The organism is Flavobacterium sp. RSP15, from assembly GCF_003968755.1.
Classification (GTDB): domain Bacteria; phylum Bacteroidota; class Bacteroidia; order Flavobacteriales; family Flavobacteriaceae; genus Flavobacterium.
Window position 1 is genome coordinate 89,673 of record NZ_RYDL01000004.1, and the last position, 24,761, is coordinate 114,433.

The 24,761-nt window shown below is 34.2% G+C and carries 19 protein-coding genes and 1 tRNA gene; all 20 read left to right on the forward strand.

Going from position 1 to position 24,761, the window contains the following annotated elements:
- The first annotated feature begins 116 nt into the window (after window positions 1-116).
- The 20 genes from EKM00_RS06635 to EKM00_RS06730 all read left to right on the forward strand — a co-directional run bounded on the left by EKM00_RS06635 (window position 117) and on the right by EKM00_RS06730 (window position 24,660).
- Complete coding sequence (locus EKM00_RS06635) at window positions 117-3,212, forward strand: SusC/RagA family TonB-linked outer membrane protein (protein WP_126515649.1); 3,096 nt, start codon at window positions 117-119, stop codon at window positions 3,210-3,212.
- 41 nt (window positions 3,213-3,253) lie between these two features.
- Entirely contained in the window at window positions 3,254-4,519 is a 1,266-nt protein-coding gene (locus EKM00_RS06640; RefSeq protein ID WP_158614886.1) for a RagB/SusD family nutrient uptake outer membrane protein, read from the forward strand.
- Window positions 4,520-4,693: 174 nt separating this feature from the next.
- Window positions 4,694-5,521 (forward strand): N-acetylmuramic acid 6-phosphate etherase, encoded by an 828-nt coding sequence (gene murQ, locus EKM00_RS06645; RefSeq protein ID WP_126515651.1) that lies wholly within the window; start codon window positions 4,694-4,696, stop codon window positions 5,519-5,521.
- Window positions 5,522-5,562: 41 nt separating this feature from the next.
- Window positions 5,563-7,071, forward strand: coding sequence for a sodium:solute symporter (locus tag EKM00_RS06650; RefSeq protein ID WP_126515652.1), 1,509 nt, complete (start codon window positions 5,563-5,565; stop codon window positions 7,069-7,071).
- Between the two features lie 50 nt (window positions 7,072-7,121).
- Window positions 7,122-8,330 (forward strand): anhydro-N-acetylmuramic acid kinase, encoded by a 1,209-nt coding sequence (locus EKM00_RS06655; protein WP_126515653.1) that lies wholly within the window; start codon window positions 7,122-7,124, stop codon window positions 8,328-8,330.
- Window positions 8,331-8,381: 51 nt separating this feature from the next.
- Window positions 8,382-9,674, forward strand: a complete 1,293-nt coding sequence (locus EKM00_RS06660; RefSeq protein WP_126515654.1) for an acyltransferase family protein — start codon at window positions 8,382-8,384, stop codon at window positions 9,672-9,674.
- A 156-nt stretch (window positions 9,675-9,830) separates the two neighbouring features.
- Window positions 9,831-11,360 (forward strand): glycoside hydrolase family 10 protein, encoded by a 1,530-nt coding sequence (locus EKM00_RS06665; RefSeq protein ID WP_126515655.1) that lies wholly within the window; start codon window positions 9,831-9,833, stop codon window positions 11,358-11,360.
- A gap of 26 nt (window positions 11,361-11,386) precedes the next feature.
- Window positions 11,387-12,661: an MFS transporter gene (locus EKM00_RS06670; RefSeq protein WP_126515656.1), complete on the forward strand. Its 1,275-nt coding sequence runs from the start codon at window positions 11,387-11,389 to the stop codon at window positions 12,659-12,661.
- A 167-nt stretch (window positions 12,662-12,828) separates the two neighbouring features.
- A complete protein-coding gene (locus EKM00_RS06675) occupies window positions 12,829-14,442 on the forward strand; it encodes a glycoside hydrolase family 3 protein (RefSeq protein ID WP_126515657.1) in 1,614 nt (537 codons plus the stop codon).
- Between the two features lie 204 nt (window positions 14,443-14,646).
- A complete protein-coding gene (gene nhaC / locus EKM00_RS06680) occupies window positions 14,647-16,113 on the forward strand; it encodes a Na+/H+ antiporter NhaC (protein WP_126515658.1) in 1,467 nt (488 codons plus the stop codon).
- A 176-nt stretch (window positions 16,114-16,289) separates the two neighbouring features.
- Window positions 16,290-16,925 (forward strand): peroxiredoxin, encoded by a 636-nt coding sequence (locus EKM00_RS06685; protein WP_126453285.1) that lies wholly within the window; start codon window positions 16,290-16,292, stop codon window positions 16,923-16,925.
- Window positions 16,926-17,005: 80 nt separating this feature from the next.
- Entirely contained in the window at window positions 17,006-17,320 is a 315-nt protein-coding gene (locus EKM00_RS06690; protein WP_126515659.1) for a thioredoxin family protein, read from the forward strand.
- Between the two features lie 6 nt (window positions 17,321-17,326).
- A complete protein-coding gene (locus tag EKM00_RS06695; protein WP_126453279.1) occupies window positions 17,327-17,584 on the forward strand; it encodes a DUF6952 family protein in 258 nt (85 codons plus the stop codon).
- A gap of 169 nt (window positions 17,585-17,753) precedes the next feature.
- Window positions 17,754-18,251 carry a thiol peroxidase gene (tpx, locus tag EKM00_RS06700; RefSeq protein ID WP_126515660.1) on the forward strand — a complete coding sequence of 166 codons (498 nt, stop codon included), beginning with the start codon at window positions 17,754-17,756 and terminating at the stop codon, window positions 18,249-18,251.
- A gap of 10 nt (window positions 18,252-18,261) precedes the next feature.
- A complete protein-coding gene (locus EKM00_RS06705; RefSeq protein ID WP_126453273.1) occupies window positions 18,262-18,636 on the forward strand; it encodes a diacylglycerol kinase family protein in 375 nt (124 codons plus the stop codon).
- A 17-nt stretch (window positions 18,637-18,653) separates the two neighbouring features.
- Window positions 18,654-21,101 carry a DNA translocase FtsK gene (locus tag EKM00_RS06710; RefSeq protein ID WP_126515661.1) on the forward strand — a complete coding sequence of 816 codons (2,448 nt, stop codon included), beginning with the start codon at window positions 18,654-18,656 and terminating at the stop codon, window positions 21,099-21,101.
- A 43-nt stretch (window positions 21,102-21,144) separates the two neighbouring features.
- On the forward strand, window positions 21,145-21,822 hold the full coding sequence (locus EKM00_RS06715) for a LolA family protein (RefSeq protein WP_233592249.1): 678 nt from the start codon (window positions 21,145-21,147) through the stop codon (window positions 21,820-21,822).
- Between the two features lie 8 nt (window positions 21,823-21,830).
- Window positions 21,831-23,264, forward strand: a complete 1,434-nt coding sequence (locus EKM00_RS06720; protein ID WP_126453265.1) for an LptF/LptG family permease — start codon at window positions 21,831-21,833, stop codon at window positions 23,262-23,264.
- An 8-nt stretch (window positions 23,265-23,272) separates the two neighbouring features.
- A complete protein-coding gene (gene ribB / locus EKM00_RS06725; RefSeq protein ID WP_126515662.1) occupies window positions 23,273-24,406 on the forward strand; it encodes a 3,4-dihydroxy-2-butanone-4-phosphate synthase in 1,134 nt (377 codons plus the stop codon).
- A gap of 166 nt (window positions 24,407-24,572) precedes the next feature.
- Window positions 24,573-24,660, forward strand: a tRNA-Ser gene (locus EKM00_RS06730).
- The last annotated feature ends 101 nt before the right edge of the window (window positions 24,661-24,761 follow it).

A 24,761-nucleotide genomic window follows, 5' to 3' on the forward strand; every position in this document is an offset into this window, starting at 1 on the left:
AAATTGCATTATAATGCATTATTATCAAATAAATTGAAAGATATATTAACAATATCGCATTTATATGCAAATAATGGATATATTTGTTTCCTAACCATAAAATAACCTCTATAATTATGAAAAAATTATTCCTAATTTTATTATTGTTTTTGTTAACCCTAGGTGCTTTTGCACAAACAAAAACAATTACTGGAACTGTCAAAAACAAAGCGGATGGCATACCTATTCCTGGGATTACCATCACCTTAGATGAAACTTCTAAAGGTAGCGTTTCGGATCTTGATGGAAAATACAGTATTTCTGCTTCCACAGGAGATGTCCTTACATTTAGCTATTTAGGATTCGCTACTTCTAAAGTAAAAGTTACTGCAAACAGCAGTACAATTAATGTCGGGATGTCTGAAGAGCTAAATACATTAAATGAAGTGGTTGTAATGGGATCAACCATTCGAACTACAAGGAAAGAAATGGGTAATGCTGTAACTAGTATTAAGTCGTCAGATTTGGTTAAAACACAACCTAACGGACTTGCATCTGCCTTACAAGGCAAAATTGCAGGAGCACAGATCACGCAAAATTCAGGTGATCCCTCAGGAGGGTTTTCAATTAAATTAAGGGGTACTTCTTCTATTTTGGGAGGGTCTGATCCACTTTATGTTATCGATGGTGTGGTTATCAGTAACAGTAGTGCTAATGTTTCAAATCCTGAGATTGGTGGTAATACAAACTTAGTAATAGGACAAAACCGAACTTCCGATATCAATCCAAACGATATTGAAAGTGTAGAAGTCCTTAACGGTGGCGCCGCAGCAGCTATTTATGGATCTCGTGCAGCAAATGGTGTTGTAATTATTACTACTAAAAAAGGAAAAGCGGGTAAAGATTCGTACACTTTTTCAACAAGTTTGGTTATTAATTCTTTACGCAAAAAATTAGATGTCAATCTTGTAAATAAACAATTTGAAATACCTGCAGCTAGTGGAGCATTATTTCCAATTACTGGATTTTCTGCTAGTTCAGCCACTACTGTCCCTGTAAGTCGAGGTTTAAATCAAGCTGGGGTTCCTCAAGGGCTTACAAATATGGACACTCGTTTGAAGGATGTAACTCGTTATGATTTTCAGGATGATATTTTCACCACTGGTATTGGTACTGACACGTACTTCTCAGTCGCAGGCGGTAATACTAACACTAAGTATTTTGCATCGGTTGGTTATCTAGAAAATGGTGGTATTGTAAAAAACACCGATTACAAAAGACTGGGTCTAAATCTTAAAGTTCAAAATAAAATCAACGAAAAGCTTTCTGCTTCCTTTGGAGTAAATTATGTTACCTCTCGCTCTGAAGACAAGCCTGATGGGAATGTTTTTTACAGTCCGATGAATTCTTCGACGATAAACAATAATATTTATGACATATCTACACGCGATAGTAATGGTAATTTATTAGCAGTTGATCCAGGTCGTGTTAATCCACTCTCTGTTATTGAAACTTTCAAATTTGGACAGCAAACCGATCGTGTGATCGCAAATGTACTGTTGAATTACAAGCCTTTTAAAAATTTCAATGCTGACTTTATTGTTGGTTTAGACAATTTTAACCAAAAAGGATTTGGCTTTATTCCTAGATTCCCTTATTCACCTGTTAATGTAGGTACTTATAACGATGGGTTTGTATCAGAAACCGATAATAAAGTTTATCAATTGAACAATGATTTAAATCTTAGGTACGTTTGGAATATATCAAAAGATTTTACGGCAACAACTTATGCAGGATACAATGTGCAATATTATAGAGACAAACTTTTTTCTGTTCAAGGAAGAGATTTAAAACCATTTATTGAAAATATAAATGCTGCCAATACTATAATAGGTGGTTCCGCTTCTTCTGCAGAAACAAATTATAACCTGTGGGGTGTTTATCTTCAAGAAACTTTCGGCTATAAAAATAAATTATTTGTAACCGCTGCAATTCGACAGGACGCATCCACAATTTTCTCAGCCGATGTAAGAAGACAAATTTATCCAAAAGTGAGCGGAAGTTATGTGCTTTCCAGCGAGGAGTTTATGAAAGACAGTAAAGTGAGCACTGCAAGACTGCGAGCTTCGTGGGGAGAATCAGGAAACTTAACGGCGATCGGGGCTTATTCAAGATTTACTAACTATTCTACAGGTAACCTCTTTGAACAAACCTCTTTTACACTTGCGGGGAACAGCCGTGGAAATTTAGGATTAATACCAGAACGCAATGTATCTTATGAAGTAGGAGCTGATTTTGGATTCTTTAATGATAGATTAACACTTTCTGGAACGTACTATAGAGCCGACATTAAAGATTTACTATTGCGTGTACAAGCGGCACCGTCAACTGGCGCAACTTCTTCAATTGAAAATTTAGGCGAAATGACTAATAAAGGGCTAGAATTTACTGTGAAAGGTATAGTTGTTAAAAGTGAAGATTTTAACGTTGAGATTTATGGTAACATGAGCCGAAACAGAAATGAAGTTACTAAATTAAATCAACCGTTCTTTTTATTAGATTCAAATCCAGCGGGTGCTCCGATTGCGGTTCAGCTGAATCGCCCTGTTGGTACTTATTTTGGAAGTTACTATGCACGAAATCCTGATGGCAGCTTGTTACTTATGCCCGATGGATTACCGCAAACAGAACGCGGAAACACAGCAACTGGAGTAATACAAAGAAATGCAAATGGACAACCGTTTGGTGATGTTTTAAATAAAGAGATTGGCGATCCAAATCCAGATTTCATCTATGCTTTTGGCACCAATGTTAACTATAAAAATTGGGGTCTTTCTGTTTTATTGGATGGTGTGAGCGGCGGAGATATATGGGATGCTGATTATAGAACACGTCAAGGTACTGGTTCTGGACAATTAGTTGCTCAAGAGTTAAGAGGAGAGTTACCACGTGGTTATGTTTATTCTATTTATAACATCCAAGAATTTCGAATTGTTGATGGTAGCTATCTTAAACTAAGAGAAGTTTCAATAAATTACTCTTTTGGTAAATTGAATAACTTCTTTGAGGACTTTACAATAAATCTTAGTGGTCGTAACCTTTATTCATGGGATAAGTTTACAAGCTATGATCCTGAGGTAAATTCTGGTGGACAATCAGCTGTGGCAAGATATAATTTTGGAACAATTCCAATTCCTCGTACTGTTGCACTAGCGCTTAAATTTAAATTTTAATACAAAGAAAAATGAAAAAATTTATTATATTATCAGCTCTTATGAGCTTGTTTCTAACCTCTTGCGATGAAGAATTTTTAGATCCAACGCGCGCTTCAGAAGTAGATGTGTTTTCTTCCCGCGATGGTTTAGTTGGCGTTGCCAATGGGCTACAATCACGATTTAGTGTTGGGCGCCAGAGTCCGTTTGGGTATGCTATCATAACTGCAAATGGATTTACGACAAATGAGCTTGGTGCTCCACAAGGCGGAAATGCAGATGAAGTTGCATTATTTGCTGGTTCTGGAGAGGTTTTACCAGTTAACGGAGTGGTAAGCACTATCTGGGCGCAAAGCTTAATTCTGAACTCGGAAGCTCAAAAAGTGATCAATAATATTGATCGCATTAGCTTACCAGTTGAAAAAGCCAGCATACTAGTACATGCGTCAATTTTCAAAGCTTTAGCATTGGGAAATTTAATTCAGTTTTTTGAAAGAGTGCCAATCTCAACTGAAAAAAATGCCGTTTTTAACTCACGTGCCGAAGTACTTGCAGTAGTAATTAAAACCCTGGAAGATACCAAGACTTTGTTGCCTAGTGCAACTGGTTTTTCTGGTTTAGTGGGTAATTTAAATTATACCAACACGGTTAATGCTCTTTTGGCTAGGTTTTATCTGATGTCCGGAAGCCCAAGCGATTTAGATAAAGCATTTGAACATGCGACATTAGTTAATTTATCTATTCGTTCTAGCTTTCCTTTCGATGCTGTAAATCAAAATTCAATTGCAGCAACTGCATTTTTAGTTGCGAATAATTATCAGCCAATAGGACGTACTTTAGGTTTACCCGCAGCATTACAACCAGCCACAGCTGATGGGCGTATTAATTTTTACATCAATCCAATTTCTACATCTTCAGCAGTTAAAGGAGCTGGATTTTGGAGTAGTGTAGGTTCTTCAGTCCCTGTTTATTTGCCAGGTGAAATGATTTTGATCAGAGCAGAAGTATTGGCACGAAAAAATCAGTTGCCGCAAGCTATTATAGAAATTAATCGAATATTACAAAAAACGGTAGCATCTGATGCGTGGGGTGTTGGCGCAAATTTGCCGGCCTATTCCGGAGCAGCTGACCAAGCAAGTGTGCTAACAGAAATATATAGAAACCGTTGTATTGAGTTGTTTATGTCTGGTTTGAAACTTGAAGATACACGTCGATTTAATCGCCCAGCTAGTGGAACTGTAGGAGCAGAAAGAAACCGTAATTGGTATCCTTATCCAGATTCAGAAAGATTTAACAATACAAATACTCCTGCTGATTCAGCTAATTAAAACTAAAACAGAATCGAGGCGATTAATCTGTTTTTATGTCGCCTCGTTTTTTCAAACTAGTAAAATCCACTTTTATAGTTCTATTGTTATATACAAAAGGTTTGCAATGACTGCATAAAAATAGTTTATGGGTTTCTTTGCGCACTTTTTTATCCAAATTAATTTACACAAAAAATGAAAAAGAATAATACTGATACAGAACAAGAATCCCTTTATTCAAATTTAGACAAAATGAGTACTCAGGAACTACTTCTAAATATCAATATTGAAGATATGAAAGTAGCTGCTATAATTGAAAAACAAATTCCAAATATTGAAAAACTGGTAGACAGTATCGTATCTAAAATGAAACTGGGAGGCCGTTTATTTTATATTGGAGCCGGCACTTCTGGGAGAATTGGAATTCTTGATGCTTCAGAATGTCCCCCTACTTTTGGAGTTCCCGATAATTGGATTATTGGTATCATAGCCGGAGGTGATTCCGCCATTAGGAAAGCCGTAGAAAATGCTGAAGATGATGTTCATCAAGCTTGGAGAGATTTATCGGCATATGCCATTTCAGGTTTAGATGTAGTTATAGGAATTGCTGCTTCAGGAAATACACCCTATGTCATCGGTGGTTTAAACAAAGCCCGTGAAAATAATATTATCACCGGAAGCATTTCTTGCAATAGTGAAAGTCTGATTTCAAAAGAAGCTGATTATCCTATTGAATTAATTGTAGGACCAGAATTCCTCACTGGAAGTACAAGGATGAAAGCAGGTACCTCGCAAAAATTAGTGCTAAACATGATCTCTACCTCAGTTATGATTAAACTAGGACGAATTTATGGGAATAAAATGATCGATATGCAATTATCCAATAATAAATTGGTACAAAGAGGTATAGAAATGATTGTTGAAGAACTCCAAATAGATGAAAAATCAGCTTCTAAATTGTTAGAAAAACATAAAAGCGTAAGAGCAGTATTACTCAATCAAAATATAAATCTTGATATTTAACGCTCCGTTATTCAAAAATACAAACTCCTAAAGATTATAAAATGACACCAAATGCAATCCTGATCCTTATAATTGTTTATTTTGGTATATTGTTCTATATATCACATAGAGTCAGCAAGAAAGATGATAGTAATGAAGCATTTTTCAAAGCTAATAAAAATTCAAAATGGTATCTAGTAGCTTTTGGGATGGTAGGTACTGCTCTATCAGGAGTCACATTTATTTCAGTTCCAGGAGAAGTTGGTGCTCCAAGTGGAGAACAATTTAAATACTTTCAATTTATACTGGGGAATGCTATAGGATTTATTATTATTACTAAACTGCTATTACCCATATATTATAGGATGAATTTAACATCTATATATGGCTATATAGAAAAGAGAATGGGTTTCTATAGCTACAAGACTGCAGCTACTATTTTTTTAGTTAGTAGAACTATTAGCTCCGCATTTAGACTTTATCTAGTAGTTATAGTACTGCAGCGTTATGTTTTCGATTTCTATAAAATCCCTTTCTTCTTGACAGTACTAATATCATTGCTTTTAATATTTTCTTACACCTACAGAGGTGGTCTTAAAACAATAATAATTACTGATACTTTACAAACTTTTTTCCTGGTAACGTCTGTTATTCTGACTATTTATTTCATTTGCGACAGTCTCGATTTAAATGCGATTGGTGCATTCAATGAGGTAAAAAACAGTAACTACTCGAAAGTGTTTTTCTTTGACGATTTTATGACTAGTAAATTTCACTTTGTGAAACAAATTATAGGAGGCATGTTTGTTACGATTGCAATGGTTGGTCTTGACCAAGATTTGATGCAAAAAAATCTAAGTTGTAAAAATATTGGCGAAGCTCAAAAAAACATGTTCACATTTACCGGAATCTTTGTTGTTATCAATATTTTCTTTCTTAGTGTTGGTGCACTTCTCTATATTTATGCAAATAAGAATGGAATCACCGCTCCTCTTGATCTTATTACAAATAAACCCAGAACCGATTTGTTATTTCCTGAAATTGCATTAAATCATCTATCAATAATGCCTGCTATTGTGTTTTTATTAGGGATTATTGCAGCTACTTTCGCAACAACTGATTCAGCATTGACAGCACTTACAACCTCCTTTTGTGTAGATTTCCTTAATATGGATAAAACGGAAAATCTTAATAAAAAAAACATGGTGAAAACTAGATATTTTGTACACATTAGCTTTTCTGTATTAGTGTTTATTGTAATTCTAATTTTCAACACTATTAATGACAGTTCTGTGGTCGGAATGATATTCAAGGTTGCTTCCTATACTTATGGGCCTTTGTTGGGGTTATATTCTTTTGGTATATTTAAAAAATCAAAAAAAGTAAATGACAAACTAGTCCCTATAATCTGTCTATTATCACCAGCACTAACTTATTTTATTAGCGAAAATTCTAAAAAACTCCTGTTTGGGTACGTATTTGATAATGAGTTAATCATACTAAATGGACTACTTACGTTTATAGGACTATACCTAGTAAGTAAAACTTCTAATGAAGAATTACATTTTTAAAATCATCTGCAAAAAGAAAATAGTCCTTTAAAATTTAATTATTTGTGAATATGAATGTAAATATAGAATTACTTTATAAAATCGCTCAAAAACCTGCTCGCAGGATAATCGGACTAATGTCAGGTACATCCTTGGACGGCCTAGACGTAGCTTTATGCGAAATTTTAGATTCAGGCCAAAACACACAAGTCAAACTAGTAGAGTTTGATACCGTTGAGTATACACAAGAAATAAAAACAGAAATTCTAAAAGTTTTTGCAAAACAAAATATTGATTTCCACAGTCTGGTTTTATTAAACGAATGGATAGGTATCTTGCATGCCAACATGGTATTAAAATGCTTGGAAAAATGGAAAATTAAAAGTAATGAAGTTGATCTAATTGCTTCGCATGGACAAACAGTATTACACCTACCAAAAATTTTACATCAACAAGAAAAATTTCCAAACGCTACTTTACAAATTGGTGATGGAGATCACATTGCTATAAAAACAGGGATTATAACGCTTTCTGATTTCAGACAAAAACACCTTGCCGCCGGTGGCGAAGGTGCCCCTTTAGCAGTTTACGGTGATTATTTAATTTTTGGTAAAAAAGGAGAAAATCGTATAATGCTCAACATCGGAGGTATCGCAAATTTTACCTATTTACCAATGGATCTAAATCCGGAAGAAGTTTTTGTAACTGACACAGGAACCGGCAACACTTTAATTGATGCCTTTACCAGATTCTATTTTCCAGATAAAGCCTACGACAAAGATGCTAAAATTGCTTTGCAAGGTATTGTGAATTCCTCACTTTTACAGATTCTTAAATCCAATCCATTCTTCGAAAAACCGTTTCCAAAAACTACAGGGCCAGAACTTTTCAGCATAGAATATGTTATAAAAGCACAGAAAGAATCCAATACTGAAAACATTTCAATTCCAGATTTATTAGCAACATTAACACGATTCAGTGCAGAAACAATAGCCGAATCAATTCATTACGCTATAAAAAACACAAAATATAATACAGACAGTTTTACAATTTACATGTCTGGAGGAGGAACACACAATCCTTTATTAGTGTCTTGGTTAAAAGAATTACTAGCCTGTAAATTTTTAAAAACAGACATCTTAGGTATTCCAGGTGATGCAAAAGAGGCAATATTGTTTGCTGTTTTAGCAAATGAAACAGTTTCGGGAGGAAACTCTAATTTTGGATCACGTGAAGGTATTCCTGCGGTTTCGATGGGAAAAATTTCCTTTCCTACTTAAAAATAAGAACCTGATAAAAAATCACTTCTCCTTTTTGAAAAAAATAAAAAAATGACAAAAGAACGTATAATTTCACTGGATATATTGCGAGGATTTACCATTATGATGATGGTTTTGGTAAATAACCCTGGTAATTGGGGAAATATTTTTGCTCCTCTGGAACATGCCAACTGGCATGGTTGCGCTCCAACTGATTTAGTTTTCCCTTTCTTTATTTTCATTTTAGGAGCAGCAATTCCACTTGCGATTCTGTCCAAAGTGTTGAATCAACAAAGCTTTTTAAAAATACTAACACGATCCTTGCGAATTATTTCACTTGGCCTTTTTTTAGGATTTTATAGTAAAATAGAAATACTTGATTTAGATGGCTATCCCCTGCTAATCTCAAAATTGATTATTACGGGAATTATAGCCTATGTATTGCTTGGAAATTTCAAACCAAAAATGAAATTATCCTTAGTTTTGACCTTATTTTTTATTTTTATTTTTCTTGCTTTTAGTGGTATAACCGCGTATAGCGATGTCCGTTTGCCTGGAGTTTTACAACGAATTGGTATCGTCTATTTCTTTACTTCACTGGTTTATCTAAAAACGGAAATCAAAGGGCAAATAATTATTGCTCTACTGTTATTAATCGGATATTGGGCCAGCATGACATTAATACCCGTACCTAATTTTGGACCTGCAAATTTAAATAAAGGCACAAATTTAGCGGCTTGGATAGACAATTTATTGTTAAAACATCATCTGTGGTCGTTCTCTAAAACCTGGGACCCAGAAGGTATTCTTAGTACAATTCCTGCTATTGCAAACGGCATTATAGGTTTGTTAGTCGGACAGCTATTAAATAGCAGTTTGACTAAAAAAGAGAAAGCCATAAAAATGCTTGGTTCAGGCCTAGCTTTGGTTAGTGTAGCTTTAATTTGGAATGAATTTTTTCCGTTAAATAAATCATTGTGGACAAGTTCTTTTGTGCTTTATACAGCTGGTTTTGCTACATTGTTTTTAGCTATTCTTTATTATATAATCGATATCAAAGGCTACAAAAACTGGACAACACCTGTATTAGTTTGGGGTGTAAACCCAATGATTGTTTTCTTTCTTTCGGGACTATTGCCTCGGGTCTTATCGTCTATAAAAGTTCCTAATCCAGAGTATGCTATTAGAAATCTAAACGAAATTCCGAAACAAATAGGATTACAAGACTACTTAAATAGGTTTTGTATTCTGCCTTATTTTGATGAGCCAAAACTTGCTTCTTTAATATGGGCTTTACTTAATATCCTTTTTTGGTCTGTTGTTTTATGGTTTTTTTATAAAAAGAAACTTTTTTTTAAAGTGTAATTTAAAATAATCAAAACAACTTAACGCCACAATATCGTATCTTAAAGATCTGGCCAAGAAATTAGATCAAAAAATAAAGTCAAATTTTATCTCAGATTTATAGAATAAATTTCACTAAAAAAACTACTTTTGATTCACCCTAAAATTAGATTTATCATGAACAAATTCAAGCTCTTATTAGTAGTAATCCCTCTTTTTTTACTTTCTTTTTGGAATGGTACTGCACAAACATCCGCTACAAATCCCAAAAATGAATTTAGAGCCGTTTGGATTGCTACAGTGGTGAATATTGACTGGCCAAAAATGAGTACTGATAATGTTGCCAAACAAAAAGCAGATTATATTGAGATTTTAGAGGCTTATAAAAAATTAAATTATAATGCAGTCATTGTTCAGATTCGAAGTGTTGGTGATGCTTTTTATCCAACCCAATTAGCACCTTGGTCCCGATTTTTGACCGGTAAAGAAGGACAGGCACCAAAACCTTATTTTGACACCTTAGCGTGGATGATTGCTGAAACGCATGCCAGAGGTTTTGAATTTCATGCTTGGATGAATCCATACCGTGCCACAATGGATTACAATACTGCACTTTTAAGTCCACAACACGATTTTTTTAAATATCCCGAATGGATGATAAAATATGGTGGTAAATACTATTACAATCCTGCTTTGCCCGAAGTTCAAAATCATTTGACAGCTGTCGTGGAAGAAGTCGTTACAAATTATGACATTGATGCTATTCATTTTGATGATTATTTTTATCCGTATAAAATAAAAGGAGAATTATTTGACGACACTGATTCTTTCAAAAAATATGGAGATGGATTGGATTTAGCGGATTGGAGACGTAAAAATGTGAATGATTTTGTAAAAAGTGTTTCAATATCGATCAAAAACATCAAACCGTGGGTACAATTTGGTATTAGCCCGTTTGGCGTCTGGAGAAATAAATCAGTGGATCCAAGAGGTTCAGAAACGGAATCAGGGCAAACTAATTACGATGATTTATTTGCTGATCCGTTAGCGTGGATGGAAAACAAGTGGATTGATTACCTTGTTCCGCAGCTATACTGGAGTATGGATCACCCTAAAGCTTCCTATTCGAAATTGTTGCGTTGGTGGTCTGAAAATTCAACAAATACGGCAATCTATATTGGTAACGGATCATACAAAATCAATACCGACTCTGACAAAAGATGGAATAATCCATACGAAATCCCCAACCAAATAGACATTACCAGATCATATAAAAATATTCAGGGTAATGCTTTTTTTAGTGCCAAATCATTTTTAAACAAAAATCAAAGTGTGACTCGATTACTGGAAAACAACCAATACAAATATCCCGCACTTCCTCACGTTGTTCCAAATTTTGTCAAAAAAGTAATCGCTGTTCCAAGGGCAAACGCACTGGTTAAAAATTCGATTTCTTCTAGTTTTTATGTTCCTTATCCTGAAAACAGTCAAGTGCGTTATGTGATGGTTTATGGATCTACATCTGAAACACAAATTGATGTGAATGATCCGAGCCAAATCATCAACAAAATTGCTTTCAATGAGAAAAACCCAGTTGAAATAGTAATTCCTACTTATAAATTAGATAAAAATAATTCCTGCGCCATTACATTCATCGATTTTTATGGCAATGAAAGTGAAGCTGCTTTTGTCAATTTTACACTATAATTTTAATTGAATACAATTTGCCTTAAATGAAAACAGACAATAGACCCTGGTATTGGATTCCCGTTTTAAACTTTGCTTCAGGCTTGCCGTATGCTATTATTATTTCGGTTTCGGTAATAATGTATAAAAACCTAGGAATCAACAATGAGGATATTGGTATATATACCAGTTTACTATATTTACCATGGGTAATCAAACCGCTGTGGAGCCCTTTTATTGACCTCTATTCGACTAAAAGAAAATGGTTTTTGAGCATGCAATTACTGATTGCAGTTGCATTTTTGATTGTGGGTTTGACCATTCCTATGAATAATTTTTTCATGCTAAGTCTAGCTGTTTTTTGGATGGCGGCATTTGCATCAGCCTCTAATGATGTGGCCAGTGATGGCTTTTACATGTTGGCTTTAGAGAAAGACCAACAATCCTTTTTCCTTGGAATCCGGAGTACATTTTACAGACTTTCTATGCTTACCGGAAACGGATTAATTGTAGTTATTGCTGGTTATCTGGAACAGGAATATGGAGACAAACAAAAAGCATGGTCCTACACCATGGTAATTGTAGGATTAATTATGACGGTAATTACCATTTACAATTATTTTTCGACTCCAAAAATTGAAACAAAAATTGCAGAGGCAAAAACGGAATCAGTCCCAAATAAAAGCTTCGGAGTTGTTTTTGCTACTTTTTTTCAAAAGAAACAAATTGGTTTAGTTTTGGCTTTCATTTTATTATTCAGATTAGGAGAATCTCAGTTATTAAAAATGTTAACTCCTTTTTTAATAGATCCTATAACTGCAGGAGGCATGGGCTTAACCACACAGGATGTTGGCGTTATCTATGGGACTTTTGGCGTGATTTCGCTTACTTTGGGCGGCATCTTAGGCGGTATTGCCATTTCCAGAGATGGATTAGGAAAATGGATGTTACCCATGATTTTAGCCATGCACTTACCTATAATAGGATTCATACTATTATCCAATTTTCATCCTGGTTCCGTTTTCTATATTTATGCGACGGTGATTGCGGAACAATTTGGTTATGGATTTGGTTTTGCGGCTTTCATGATGTACTTGATTTATGTGGCTGATGGCGAATCAAAAACCTCTCACTACTCTATTGCAACCGGATTTATGGCGTTAGGAATGATGCTTCCGGGAATGTTGAGCGGATTTATTCAAGACTATTTGGGCTATGGAAATTTCTTTATTTGGGTGTTTTTGGCAACCATCCCTGGATTAATTTTATCCCGCTTTTTGATTTTTCCTGCCGATTTCGGTAAGAAAACAGAACAAGAATAAACAAACTAGCTTTTTTTTAAACAAATAAGTCATATAAGTTTATTTAAGAAAGTAAGACTCTCTTAAAAATAACGGTTTTTTCACAACCCTTTTATATAATTATTTATTCTGTGTAATTTGACTTACGTGACTTATTTGTTTAAAATTAACATCATATTCATTTTATAATGACAATAGAACAAAAAATAGGACAATTTTTCTTCCCAGCCGTTTTTATAAATGATACTGAGGAAAACATTCAGGCTACCGAACGATTAATAAAAGAGCACAATATAGGTGGATTGACTTTTTTTCACAGCCGTGCCAGTGCAGCAACCAATTATGAAACTACAAAAAAAGTAGTCCTGAATGATGGTAGTTTTCAGCGTTTAAAAGAACTCATAATCAGATATCAAAATTGTGCTACGACTCCGTTATTAATGAGTATTGATGCCGAATGGGGATTGGCTATGCGCGTAGAAAAAACACCACAATATCCGTATGCAATTACCCTCGGCGCTTTGCCTGACAATAAAAAAAATCTGGTTTATGAAGTGGGCAAACAAATAGGTTTAGACTTAAAATCAGTTGGGATTCATTATAATTTAGCGCCATTGGCGGATATCAATAACAATCCGAATAATCCTGTAATTGGCTACCGTTCTTTTGGTCAAGACAAAGAAAAAGTAACTAATTTTGCACTGGAATATATCAGAGGACTTAATGATGCTGGTGTTTTAGGCTGTCTAAAACATTTTCCCGGACACGGAAATACTAATGTTGATTCGCATTTGGGATTACCTATTTTAAAAGAAACTCTCGAAGAATTAGTAGCCAATGAACTGGTTCCGTTTATAAAAGGAATTGAGAACAAAGTCGATTCGATTATGATTGGTCATTTGGCAGTTCCTGCTTTGAACGAAGGAAAAAACACTTCGGCAACGCTGTCAAAATCCGTGATTGAAACCCTTTTGCGCAAGCAATTGGGCTATGATGGTTTAGTGATTTCGGATGCTTTGAATATGCACAGCGTTTCTAAATTATACGATCAAAAAGGGCAACTGGAATGGGAAGCTTTTAATGCTGGTAATGATATTTTGTGCTTTGCCGAAAACGTACCCGAAGGAATACAGGAAATCCTAAAAAACGCAACTCCGGAACGGATTGAAGCTAGCTTTAACCGGTTGTGGAAATGCAAACAAAAAGCAGGTATTATATACAGAACTTCTAAATTACCGCATCTTTCCCGGAATGCTTTTGATTTTAAAACTACTTCTGAATTAAACTCAAAAATTGCTCAAAATTGCATTACTAAAATAAAAGACACCCGCAATACCGTTACGCTTTTTGATGCAAAAAACAGAGCGAATCTAGCCAAAATAAGTCTGTATAAAAACACTGAAAATTCTTTTTTTAAAAATTTATCGACCGCATTGCCTTGTCCTGAATTTTGCTATGAAAGAGGAGATACCATAGCCCTGAATGAATTAGATGAACTGCTACTTGATTTTGATACTATTCTTATTGCTTTGTTTGTTCCAAAAGCCAAACCAATGAATAATTTTGATATCGAGGATTTTGTATTGCAGTATTTAGAAAAATTATTTATTTCAAAAAAGTGTTTTTTATATGTCTTTGGAAACCCGTACGCATTACAGATAATTCCTAACTTAAGTGCTACTGCAGGAATCGTTCAAGTGTATCAGGATTTTTCGGAATTTCAAGAAACAGCAGCACACCAATTACTGGAAAACATGGAGTGTAAAGGAGCTCTACCGGTGCAAATATCAACTATTGAATAGACTCATAAAATATTTGATTTTCTCTAAAAAGGACTACGGATTGTGAAAAATAACCAAAAAATAAATTCCGAAATATTTTAAATCCCGAATGATTTAATTTGAAAGTTCTACTAATAAAAGCTACAAAAAACCAAAAATGATACAGCACCCACTTTAGGATATAAGGCTTTTTTTTATCTATATTGCACATCCAAACACTATAGAATGGATGTGAAAATCAACAAAAATAAAGAATTATCAATAGGACAAGCGTTGGTTCCTGTTCTAGCGCTCATCATGCTGCTAGGTTTTAATGTATTCGTTTACGGTGATGATGCTTTGAGCGGAAGCAATCAATTTGTACTCTTGCTGGGTGGAGCTGTTGCAGGAATTATAGGTTTTTTTAATAAGGTTACCTATCAAAAAATGATTGATGAAGTGGCTGAGAACATCAAATCAACCGTAGGCGCTATCCTGATCTTACTTATGGTTGGAGCATTAGCGGGAACTTGGTTGGTAAGTGGCATTATTCCTTCGATGATTTATTATGGGTTACAAATTTTGAGTCCAACGGTATTTTTGCCTGCTACATTGCTAATTTGTTCTATAATTTCTATTGCTACCGGAAGCTCCTGGACCACCAGTGCTACGGTAGGTATAGCATTAATTGGTGTTGGTGGCGCATTGGGTTTTGATTTAGGAATGGTTGCAGGGGCCGTTATTTCCGGAGCCTATTTCGGAGACAAATTGTCGCCTATGTCAGACACAACAAACCTCGCCCCTGCTATGGCCGGAACCGATTTGTTTACGCACATCAGATATATGATGATAACAACAATTCCTACGTATATTATTACTCTAATTTTGTTTATTATTCTGGGTTTGACAGTGGATATTAAAGGAAATGTGGATATAAAAACACTGCTAAATGATATTGAAAGTTCTTTTACTGTTTCGGGATGGTTATTTATAGTTCCCGCTGTTGTTATTGGATTAATCATAAAAAAAACAGAACCGCTAATTGCTCTTTTAGCAGGAACTCTTCTGGCTGCTGTATTTGCAATTCTATTTCAACCTCACATCATCAATCAAATTTCTGGTGTCAACAACATGACTTTACAATCCGGTTACATAGGAATAATGGATGCCATAACAACTAAAGTAAGCATTCCTACTACAAATGAAACCCTTGCGGATTTATTTACTTCCGGAGGAATGCAAAAAATGCTGGGAACTATATGGTTGATTCTTTGCGCAATGGTTTTTGGTGGCATTATGGATGCAATTGGCGCATTGGCAACAATTAGTAAAGCCCTCTTAAAATTAGCACACACCACTTTTGGTTTATTTGCGTCTACCGTAGGAAGCTGTTTGGCATTAAACATTACAGCTTCGGATCAATATTTAGCCATTGTAGTTCCGGGTAAAATGTTTGCGAAAGCCTATAAAAATAAAGGTTTAGCCCCTGAAAACTTAAGTAGAACATTAGAAGACGCCGGGACTGTAACCTCGGTATTAATTCCTTGGAATACCTGCGGAGCGTACCAATCAGGAACATTAGGTGTGCCAACATTAGACTATCTTCCTTTTGCCTTTTTTAATCTTTTAAGCCCTTTTATGACTTTATTATTTGCTGCTTTCAATATAAAAATTAGGCAATTGGTTTCTGATAAAAATAAAATATCGGATTAAAACTTATATGTAGTAGCAAAGAAATATTAATTTTAGTAGCAACACTTTTTTTTGATGGATTTATAATAATAATAAATTATCACTTCATAGCAAATTATAATTAAAAGTCGCTTTGAAAAGCCGCGATTCGAAGTACTTTTGCACCATCAAACAATTACAACAAAAAATAAAAAATCATGTCATTAGTAGGTAAAAAATTCCCTAACATTGCAGTTGATGCAATGTCAGAAATGGGAGACAATTTAAAAATAAATATTTTAGAGGAGGCAACAAAAAACAATAAAAAAGTACTTTTGTTTTGGTACCCAAAAGACTTTACTTTCGTATGCCCCACAGAACTACATGCTTTTCAAGCTGCTCTACCAGAATTTTCAAAACGCAACACAATCGTTATTGGTGCTTCTTGCGACACTAACGAAGTACATTTTGCTTGGTTAAATACTCCTAGAGATAACGGTGGAATTGAAGGTGTTACATACCCAATTCTTGCCGATACTAACAGAAATTTATCTAATATCCTTGGGATCCTTGATATTGATTCTACAAGCTATAGTGATGAAACTGACTCCATAATCGTTGAGGGTTCTAACGTAACGTACAGAGCTACATATTTAATTGACGAAGAGGGAAGAATTTTTCACGAAAGTGTGAATGACATGCCGTTAGGCAGAAATGTAGATGAATATTTGCGTTTAGTGGATGCTTTTACCCATTTTCAACAAAAAGGAGAGGTTTGTCCAGCAAATTGGGAAGAAGGAAAAGATGCGATGACGGCTACAAGAGAAGGTGTTGCTTCATATTTAAGCAACTAAAACAGAAATTAACCTCCAATTTAATGATGAAATAAATTTTTAAAATTTATTTCATCATTAAATCTTAAAAAAAAAACATTATGTTAATCGATTTAAACGAAGATACTTTACAAGATTTAATTACAAAAAACGAAAAAGTAGTAGTTCAATTTTCTGCTTCTTGGTGCGGAAATTGCAGAATCATGAAACCTAAATTCAAAAAAATGGCTGCTGAAAATGAAGCTATAACTTTTGTTTTTGTAGATGCTGAAAATTCACCTAATTCTAGAAAATTAGCTAATGTTTCTAATTTACCAACATTTGCAACATTTGTTGGAGGAAAATTATTGAATGAAACTCAAACGAATAAAGCCGATGTTTTAGCTGAATTAGTAATTGAAATTTCTACAAATTAAGCTACCATGAAATTACCGGTAATAAAACATTTAACTCAATTTATTGAGGAAAATGATCAAGATTATGTGATTGAAACTATTGAAGTTTTAGAGGCCCTAACAGAACTTCCATCGCTAAAAGATGAGGAATTAGATGTGATTGGTGAATTAATTTCAAACATGTATGGTGCCATTGAAGTCCATAAAATGATTCAAAACGGGACTGATAAAAAAGAGGCTTTAAATACCTTTATGAAACGAGTTTTAGGATCCATAGATAAATAAATTCGATCCGTCACAAAAGCGCTCATTATCCGAAAACATTTGGAATGAGCGTTTTTTTTATATCTTTTTTACAGTCGACTTTCTATTTAACTGCTCTAAAATCTTAAATCTTAAAACCTTATTCTTAAATAATTTTCATACTTTTGAACCACATTAAAAAACAATCATTATGGCATCAATAACATTAGGAGGAAATCCAATACACACTTCAGGAGAATTACCAAAAATCGGGACTAAATTAGCTGATTTTAAATTAGTTAAAACAGATCTCTCTATAGTTTCGCTTAGTGATTTTCAAGGTAAAAAACTAGTTTTAAACATTTTTCCAAGTATAGATACAGGAACCTGTGCAGCCTCCGTAAGAAAATTTAACGAAAGTGCCGGTACTTTAGAAAATACAACTGTATTATGTGTTTCTAGAGATTTGCCTTTTGCCCAAAAACGTTTTTGTGGTGCTGAAGGACTTGAAAATGTCATTAATTTATCTGATTTTCAAGGTGGTGAATTTGGCAAAGTAAATGGTTTAGAAATCACTGATGGCCCTCTGGCCGGATTGCATTCCAGAGTAATCATTGTTGTTGATCAAAACGGAATAGTTACCTATACGGAACAAGTGGCTGAAATTGCAGACGAGCCAAATTATGAAGCGGCTTTAGCTGTACTTTAATTTCTACTTGATGGAGTTTCAAAAAGATACCACTTTCATTACGGGAAGATTAAAAAGCGTCACTTATGCATTTAAGGGCGCTTTAAAATTGATCCGCACAGAACATAGTGTAATGGTCCAATTTTCAATAGCCATACTGCTGACTATTGCTGGATTTTATTTTAGTATTACTACAACAGAATGGCTGTTTCAAACGCTAGCAATAGGATTAGTTATTAGCATTGAGGGATTGAATACGGCTGTAGAAAAAGTAGCTGATTTTATCCATCCCAATTATAATGAAAAAATTGGGTTTATTAAAGATATTGCCGCAGGAGCGGTCTTTTTTGCTGCTTTAACAGCAATAACAATCGGTTTAATTATTTATACACCAAAATTCCTGTAAGAATTAGTACAACTCGAATGGCAAAAACAACAAAAATACCTCCTTTAAACAAAAAAAATGATTCTAAAACTCCAGAGAATAGTCCTTGGAGGGTGACTAAACAACATAAAATTGTTTTTGGCTCACTGTTAGTATTGTTTTCAATTGCTTTATTATTTGCTTTTGTTTCCTTTTACATTTACGGTCAAGAAGATCAAAGCGCAGTTCATGCGATTGCGGATCGTACGGAAATTGTTCAAAATTGGTTGGGGAAATTTGGCGCTTTTTTAGCTGATTTACTAATTTATAATGGTTTTGGAGTTGCTGCATTTATATTTGTACGGTTATTTTTCTTAACTGGAATATATTTAATAGTAGGATTACCTTTAAAAAAACTAAAAAGCATTTGGTTTTGGGATTTATTTGTGAGCGTCGTTTTGTCAGTTTTGTTTGGTTTTTTTGCTACTTCAGTACCTGAATTAGGAGGTGTAATTGGGTATGAATTGAATTCTTTTTCACAAGATTACATTGGAAAAACAGGCTCTTTATTACTTTTATTATTTGGATTAATTATATATGTAATTTTCAAGATTAAAATTTCACCAGAAAAAATCCAATCCTTTTTTGATCAAACAAAACAAGAATTAAAGACTGATTTAGCAACAATAAGTCCTATTAAAAATGAGAACAGTAGTTATAATTTAGAAGAGTTTGCCGTAATCGAAGAAGAGGACAGTATTCATCTGAAAACTAATGGCAATCAATTTGAAATTAATAAAGAAGCATTAAAACCTACAATAAGCAACGCATCAAATATTAACCGGGAACCCGTTGCCAAACCTCTCGCTATGGAAATCACACCAGTAGCAAAATCAGAGGTATTAGCGGCACCCATCGATACTTTTGTAATAGAAACAGCTCCTGAAGAAGATATAATTGAAGAAAATTTAGCCTCGCGACTAGTTGCTGATTTTGGATTATTTGATCCAACTTTGGATTTGTCCAATTATAAATTTCCTACAATTGATTTATTAAAAGAATATTCAACAGGAGGAATCACTATCAATCAGGAAGAATTAGAAGAAAATAAAAATAAAATTGTAGATACGCTTCGCAATTACAAAATTGAAATTGCTCAAATAAAAGCAACTGTTGGTCCATCGGTTACTTTATATGAAATTGTACCGGAAGCGGGAATTCGTATTTCAAAAATCAAAAGCTTAGAAGACGATATTGCGCTGTCACTTTCGGCATTAGGCATTCGGATAATTGCCCCTATTCCTGGGAAAGGAACCATAGGGATTGAAGTTCCTAACAAAAACCCCACGATGGTTTCGATGAAAAGTGTTATTGGTTCCGCTAAATTTCAAGAAGCCGAAATGGAATTACCTATAGCTCTTGGAAAAACCATTTCGAACGAAACTTTTGTAGTTGATTTAGCTAAAATGCCCCACCTATTAATGGCCGGTGCTACTGGACAAGGAAAATCTGTTGGATTAAATGCTGTTTTAACTTCCCTTTTGTACAAAAAACATCCCGCCGAAGTTAAATTTGTTTTGGTAGATCCTAAAAAAGTGGAGCTGACCCTTTTTAATAAGATTGAAAGACACTATTTAGCCAAACTTCCAGACATGGATGAAGCAATTATTACTGATAATGCAAAAGTAGTTAATACCTTAAACTCCCTGTGTGTAGAAATGGATAATCGCTATTCTTTGTTGAAAGACGCGATGGTGCGAAACATTAAAGAATACAACGATAAATTTAAAGCCCGAAAATTGAATCCAGAAAATGGCCACCGATTTTTACCGTATATCGTTCTTGTAGTAGATGAATTTGCCGATTTGATTATGACTACCGGAAAAGAAGTAGAAGTTCCTATTGCTCGCCTGGCACAATTAGCGCGTGCCATAGGAATCCATTTGATTATTGCGACGCAAAGACCTTCGGTAAATGTAATTACAGGTTTGATAAAAGCTAATTTCCCTGCCCGAATCGCCTTTAGAGTTACCTCAAAAATTGACTCCAGGACCATTCTTGACACACAAGGTGCCGACCAATTAATAGGCCGAGGCGATATGTTATACACAAACGGGAATGATGTAGTACGGGTACAATGTGCGTTTATAGACACTCCAGAAGTAGAAAAAATAACAGAATTCATTGGTGGTCAAAAAGCATATGCTACCGCTTATTTACTTCCAGAATTTATTGGAGAAGAAAGTGGCATTAATCTTGATATGGATATCTCTGATAGAGATACTTTGTTTAGAGAAGCAGCCGAAATAATTGTCAATGCACAACAAGGCTCCGCATCATTGTTACAAAGAAAACTAAAATTAGGGTACAATAGAGCGGGCCGATTGATTGATCAACTGGAATCCGCAGGAATTGTTGGGCCTTTTGAAGGAAGTAAAGCGCGTAGTGTAAACATTCTGGATATGAGTTCTCTTGATCAATTTTTCAACAATGAACAAAACAATTAACAACATGAAAACAAAGATTCAAAACTCAAGTAAAAGCAAACAAATGAAGCTATTCAAAAAAAGCAATCTAAAGAACTTGAGTAAAAGACTTATTTTTATTACCACTTTACTACTTTTTAGTTTTTCGATACAAGCTCAGGATAAAAAAGCGAAAAATCTTTTAGACCAAGTTACTGCAAAAGTAAAAAGCTACAATACTATCATAATTGATTTTAAGTATTCCTTGAATAATACAAAAGAAAACATTAATCAGGAAAGTAAAGGAAATGTTACCATGAAAGGGAATCAGTATGTTTTAAATTTTATGGGAGTGACTAAGATTTATGATGGAAAAAAAAACTACACTATCGTTCCTGAAGATGAAGAAATCACAATTTCAACGGTCAATGATAAAGATGACAATGCAATCACACCTTCTAAAATGTTAACATTTTTCAATACTGGTTATAAGTACAATATGGATGTTTTACAAAATGTCAGAGGTAGAAAAATTCAGTATATAAAGTTGATTCCGATTAATTCTAAAGACCAAAGAAAAGAGATCTTATTAGGGATTGACGTACAAACGAAACACATCTACAACTTAATTGAAATTGGTAAAAAAGGAACAAAAACAACATTAACGGTTAATTCTTTCAAAACCAACCAACCTTTGTCAAAAAATCAATTTACATTTGCAAGCAATAAATATCCAAATTACTACATCAACAAATTAGATTAATTTATTAGGTGAAAATTCTCGACAAATACTTATTAAAAACATTTCTGACTACATTTACCACAGTATTTGTAATTCTATTTTTTATATTTATACTTCAAACCGTTTGGTTATTCATAGCTGAATTAGCAGGAAAGGATTTAGATTTACTCATGATCATAAAATTCCTTGCATTTTCAATGCCGAGGATTGTGCCTTTAGTACTTCCCCTTTCGATACTACTGTCCTCTATAATGACATTTGGTAATTTAGCAGAAAATTATGAATTTGCTGCAATGAAATCTTCCGGAATTTCTTTGCAAAGAGCCATGAGAAGCTTAACTGTATTTATTGTTTTATTAAGTATAGTAGCCTTTCTGTTTTCGAATAATGTGATTCCTTATGCGGAGTATAAATTTATTAATTTCAGGAAAAATATTGCCCAGGTAAAACCAGCCTTGGCGATAGCCGAAGGACAATTTAATGATGTTGGTTTTTATAATATTAAGGTAAATAAAAAAACAGGTGACAACGGTAACATCCTTACGGGTGTGACTATTCATAAAAAATCAAACGTTGGTGACGGGAGTAAAACAGTCATTAAAGCCCGAGATGGCGAATTAATAAGTAGTGAACAATCTAGCATTTTACAATTAGTACTAAATGATGGCTTTTACTACGAAGACATAGTTCCAAAAAAATATGAGGATCGCAGTAAAATGCCTTTCATCAAAAGTTCGTTTAAAAAACATATTATCAACATTGATTTATCAGAACTTAATAGTGTAGACGTCAATGACGAAAGCGTCGCTAACACTAACACCATGCTTACTGTCAATGAATTAAACTATACGTTAGATTCATTAAACAAAAATTTAAAAAATGATATTATTTCATTTTCGGAAAATAGCAATGCCCGAATACGAATTCCTGACAATACTAAACCAAAGGAGTTCAAAATAGAAAAATCATTTCCTGAAGATATTTTATCCTTGTATACTAGAGAACAACAAATAGAAATTTTAAGAATAGCGACCAGTACTATTAGTAGTACCGTGTATTCAATTGATACCTCTAAAACTGAATTAGAAAATAAACAAAAAAATATCAATAAACACTTACTAGCTTTTTATGATAAATTTGTAATTGTATTTGCGTGTTTTCTAATGTTTTTTATTGGGGCGCCTTTGGGAGCAATTATTAGAAAAGGAGGACTGGGGCTGCCAATTGTTTTTGCAATTTTAATTTTTATAACCTTTCATTTCATAAATACTTTTGGTAAAAGAATAGCTCAAGAAAACGGAATGTCACCTTTTTTAGGTGCTTGGTTATCTTCGATATTGTTATCCCCATTAGCAATTATACTAACTTACAGGGCTACCAATGATATTGGATTGATAAATATGGATGTTATTCTGGCTCCATTTCAAAAAATATTAAAAAAAATATTTCCATCACAAAATTAACAAAACGAATGACTACAAATAATATACAACTCAACACAATTGAAGAAGCGATAGAAGCTATTCGTCAGGGAAAAATTATTATCGTAGTAGATGATGAAGATCGTGAAAATGAAGGTGATTTTTTAGCAGCAGCCGAGAAAGTAACACCTGAAATGATTAATTTCATGGCCACACACGGCCGAGGACTCATTTGCGCGCCATTAACAGAAAGCCGCTGCAAAGAGCTAGGTCTTCATGTAATGGTAAGTAATAACACCGACCCGATGGAAACTGCTTTTACTGTTTCGGTTGATTTAAGAGGAAACGGAGTGACCACCGGAATATCAGCAGCAGATAGAGCAAAAACAGTTTTATCTTTAGCCAATTCTGATACCAAACCACATGATTTAGCAAGACCCGGGCACATCTTCCCATTGATTGCCAAACAAGGAGGCGTACTAAGAAGAACTGGTCATACGGAAGCCGCCATTGATTTTGCCAGATTAGCGGGTTTTAAATCCGCTGGAGTAATTGTAGAGATTATGAACGAAGATGGGACTATGGCTCGATTGCCTCAATTGGTAAAAGTAGCTAAGAAATTCGATCTAAAATTAGTTTCCATTGAAGCTCTTGTAGCTTATAGAATGCAGCACGACAGCCTAATTATCAAGAAAGATGATTTTGATATACAAACTCGTTTCGGTACTTTTCGTTTAAGAGCATACCAACAAACGACAAACAAACAAATCCATATTGCATTGACAAAAGGGACTTGGAATTTAGGGGACCCAATTTTAACCAGAATACACTCTTCACAAGTCAATAATGATCTGTTAGGAACTTTGACTGATAATGCAGACCAACAACTTGATGACATGTTTAAAGTAATTAACGAACATGGTAAGGGAGCTGTTGTGTTTATCAATCAAGATATGCAATCTGTTAATTTATTGAATCGCCTTGGAGAGCTTAAAATTTTACAGGCTGAAGGAAAAATAAAAGCCCCAAAAATTAAAATTGATAGTAAAGATTTTGGAATCGGAGCGCAGATACTTCATGATATAGATATTTCAAAAATCCGATTAGTATCAAATACAGCGCAAGGAAAACGAGTAGGCATGATAGGTTACGGACTAGAAATAACAGAATACGTCAGTTATTAAAAGAAATTAATTTATTTTAATAAATAAATTAAGTGGTAAAGCAAAGAAAATGAAACAATTAAAAATAAGTATATCTAATAGACCTTATTTTTTAAAAAATAGATTTGTATAACCAAAAAAGGTTCTTATATTTGCACTCGCAATCAAACATTGAAAGCATTTTATTGGAGAAATGGCAGAGCGGTCGAATGCGGCAGTCTTGAAAACTGTTGACTGTTACAGGTCCGGGGGTTCGAATCCCTCTTTCTCCGCCAGTAGGAATACAAAACGAAGCAAACCCCTCTAAATCTTATGATTTAGAGGGGTTTTTTCATTTACGGTAAATCAAATTATTCATTAAATCTCAAAACTTAGG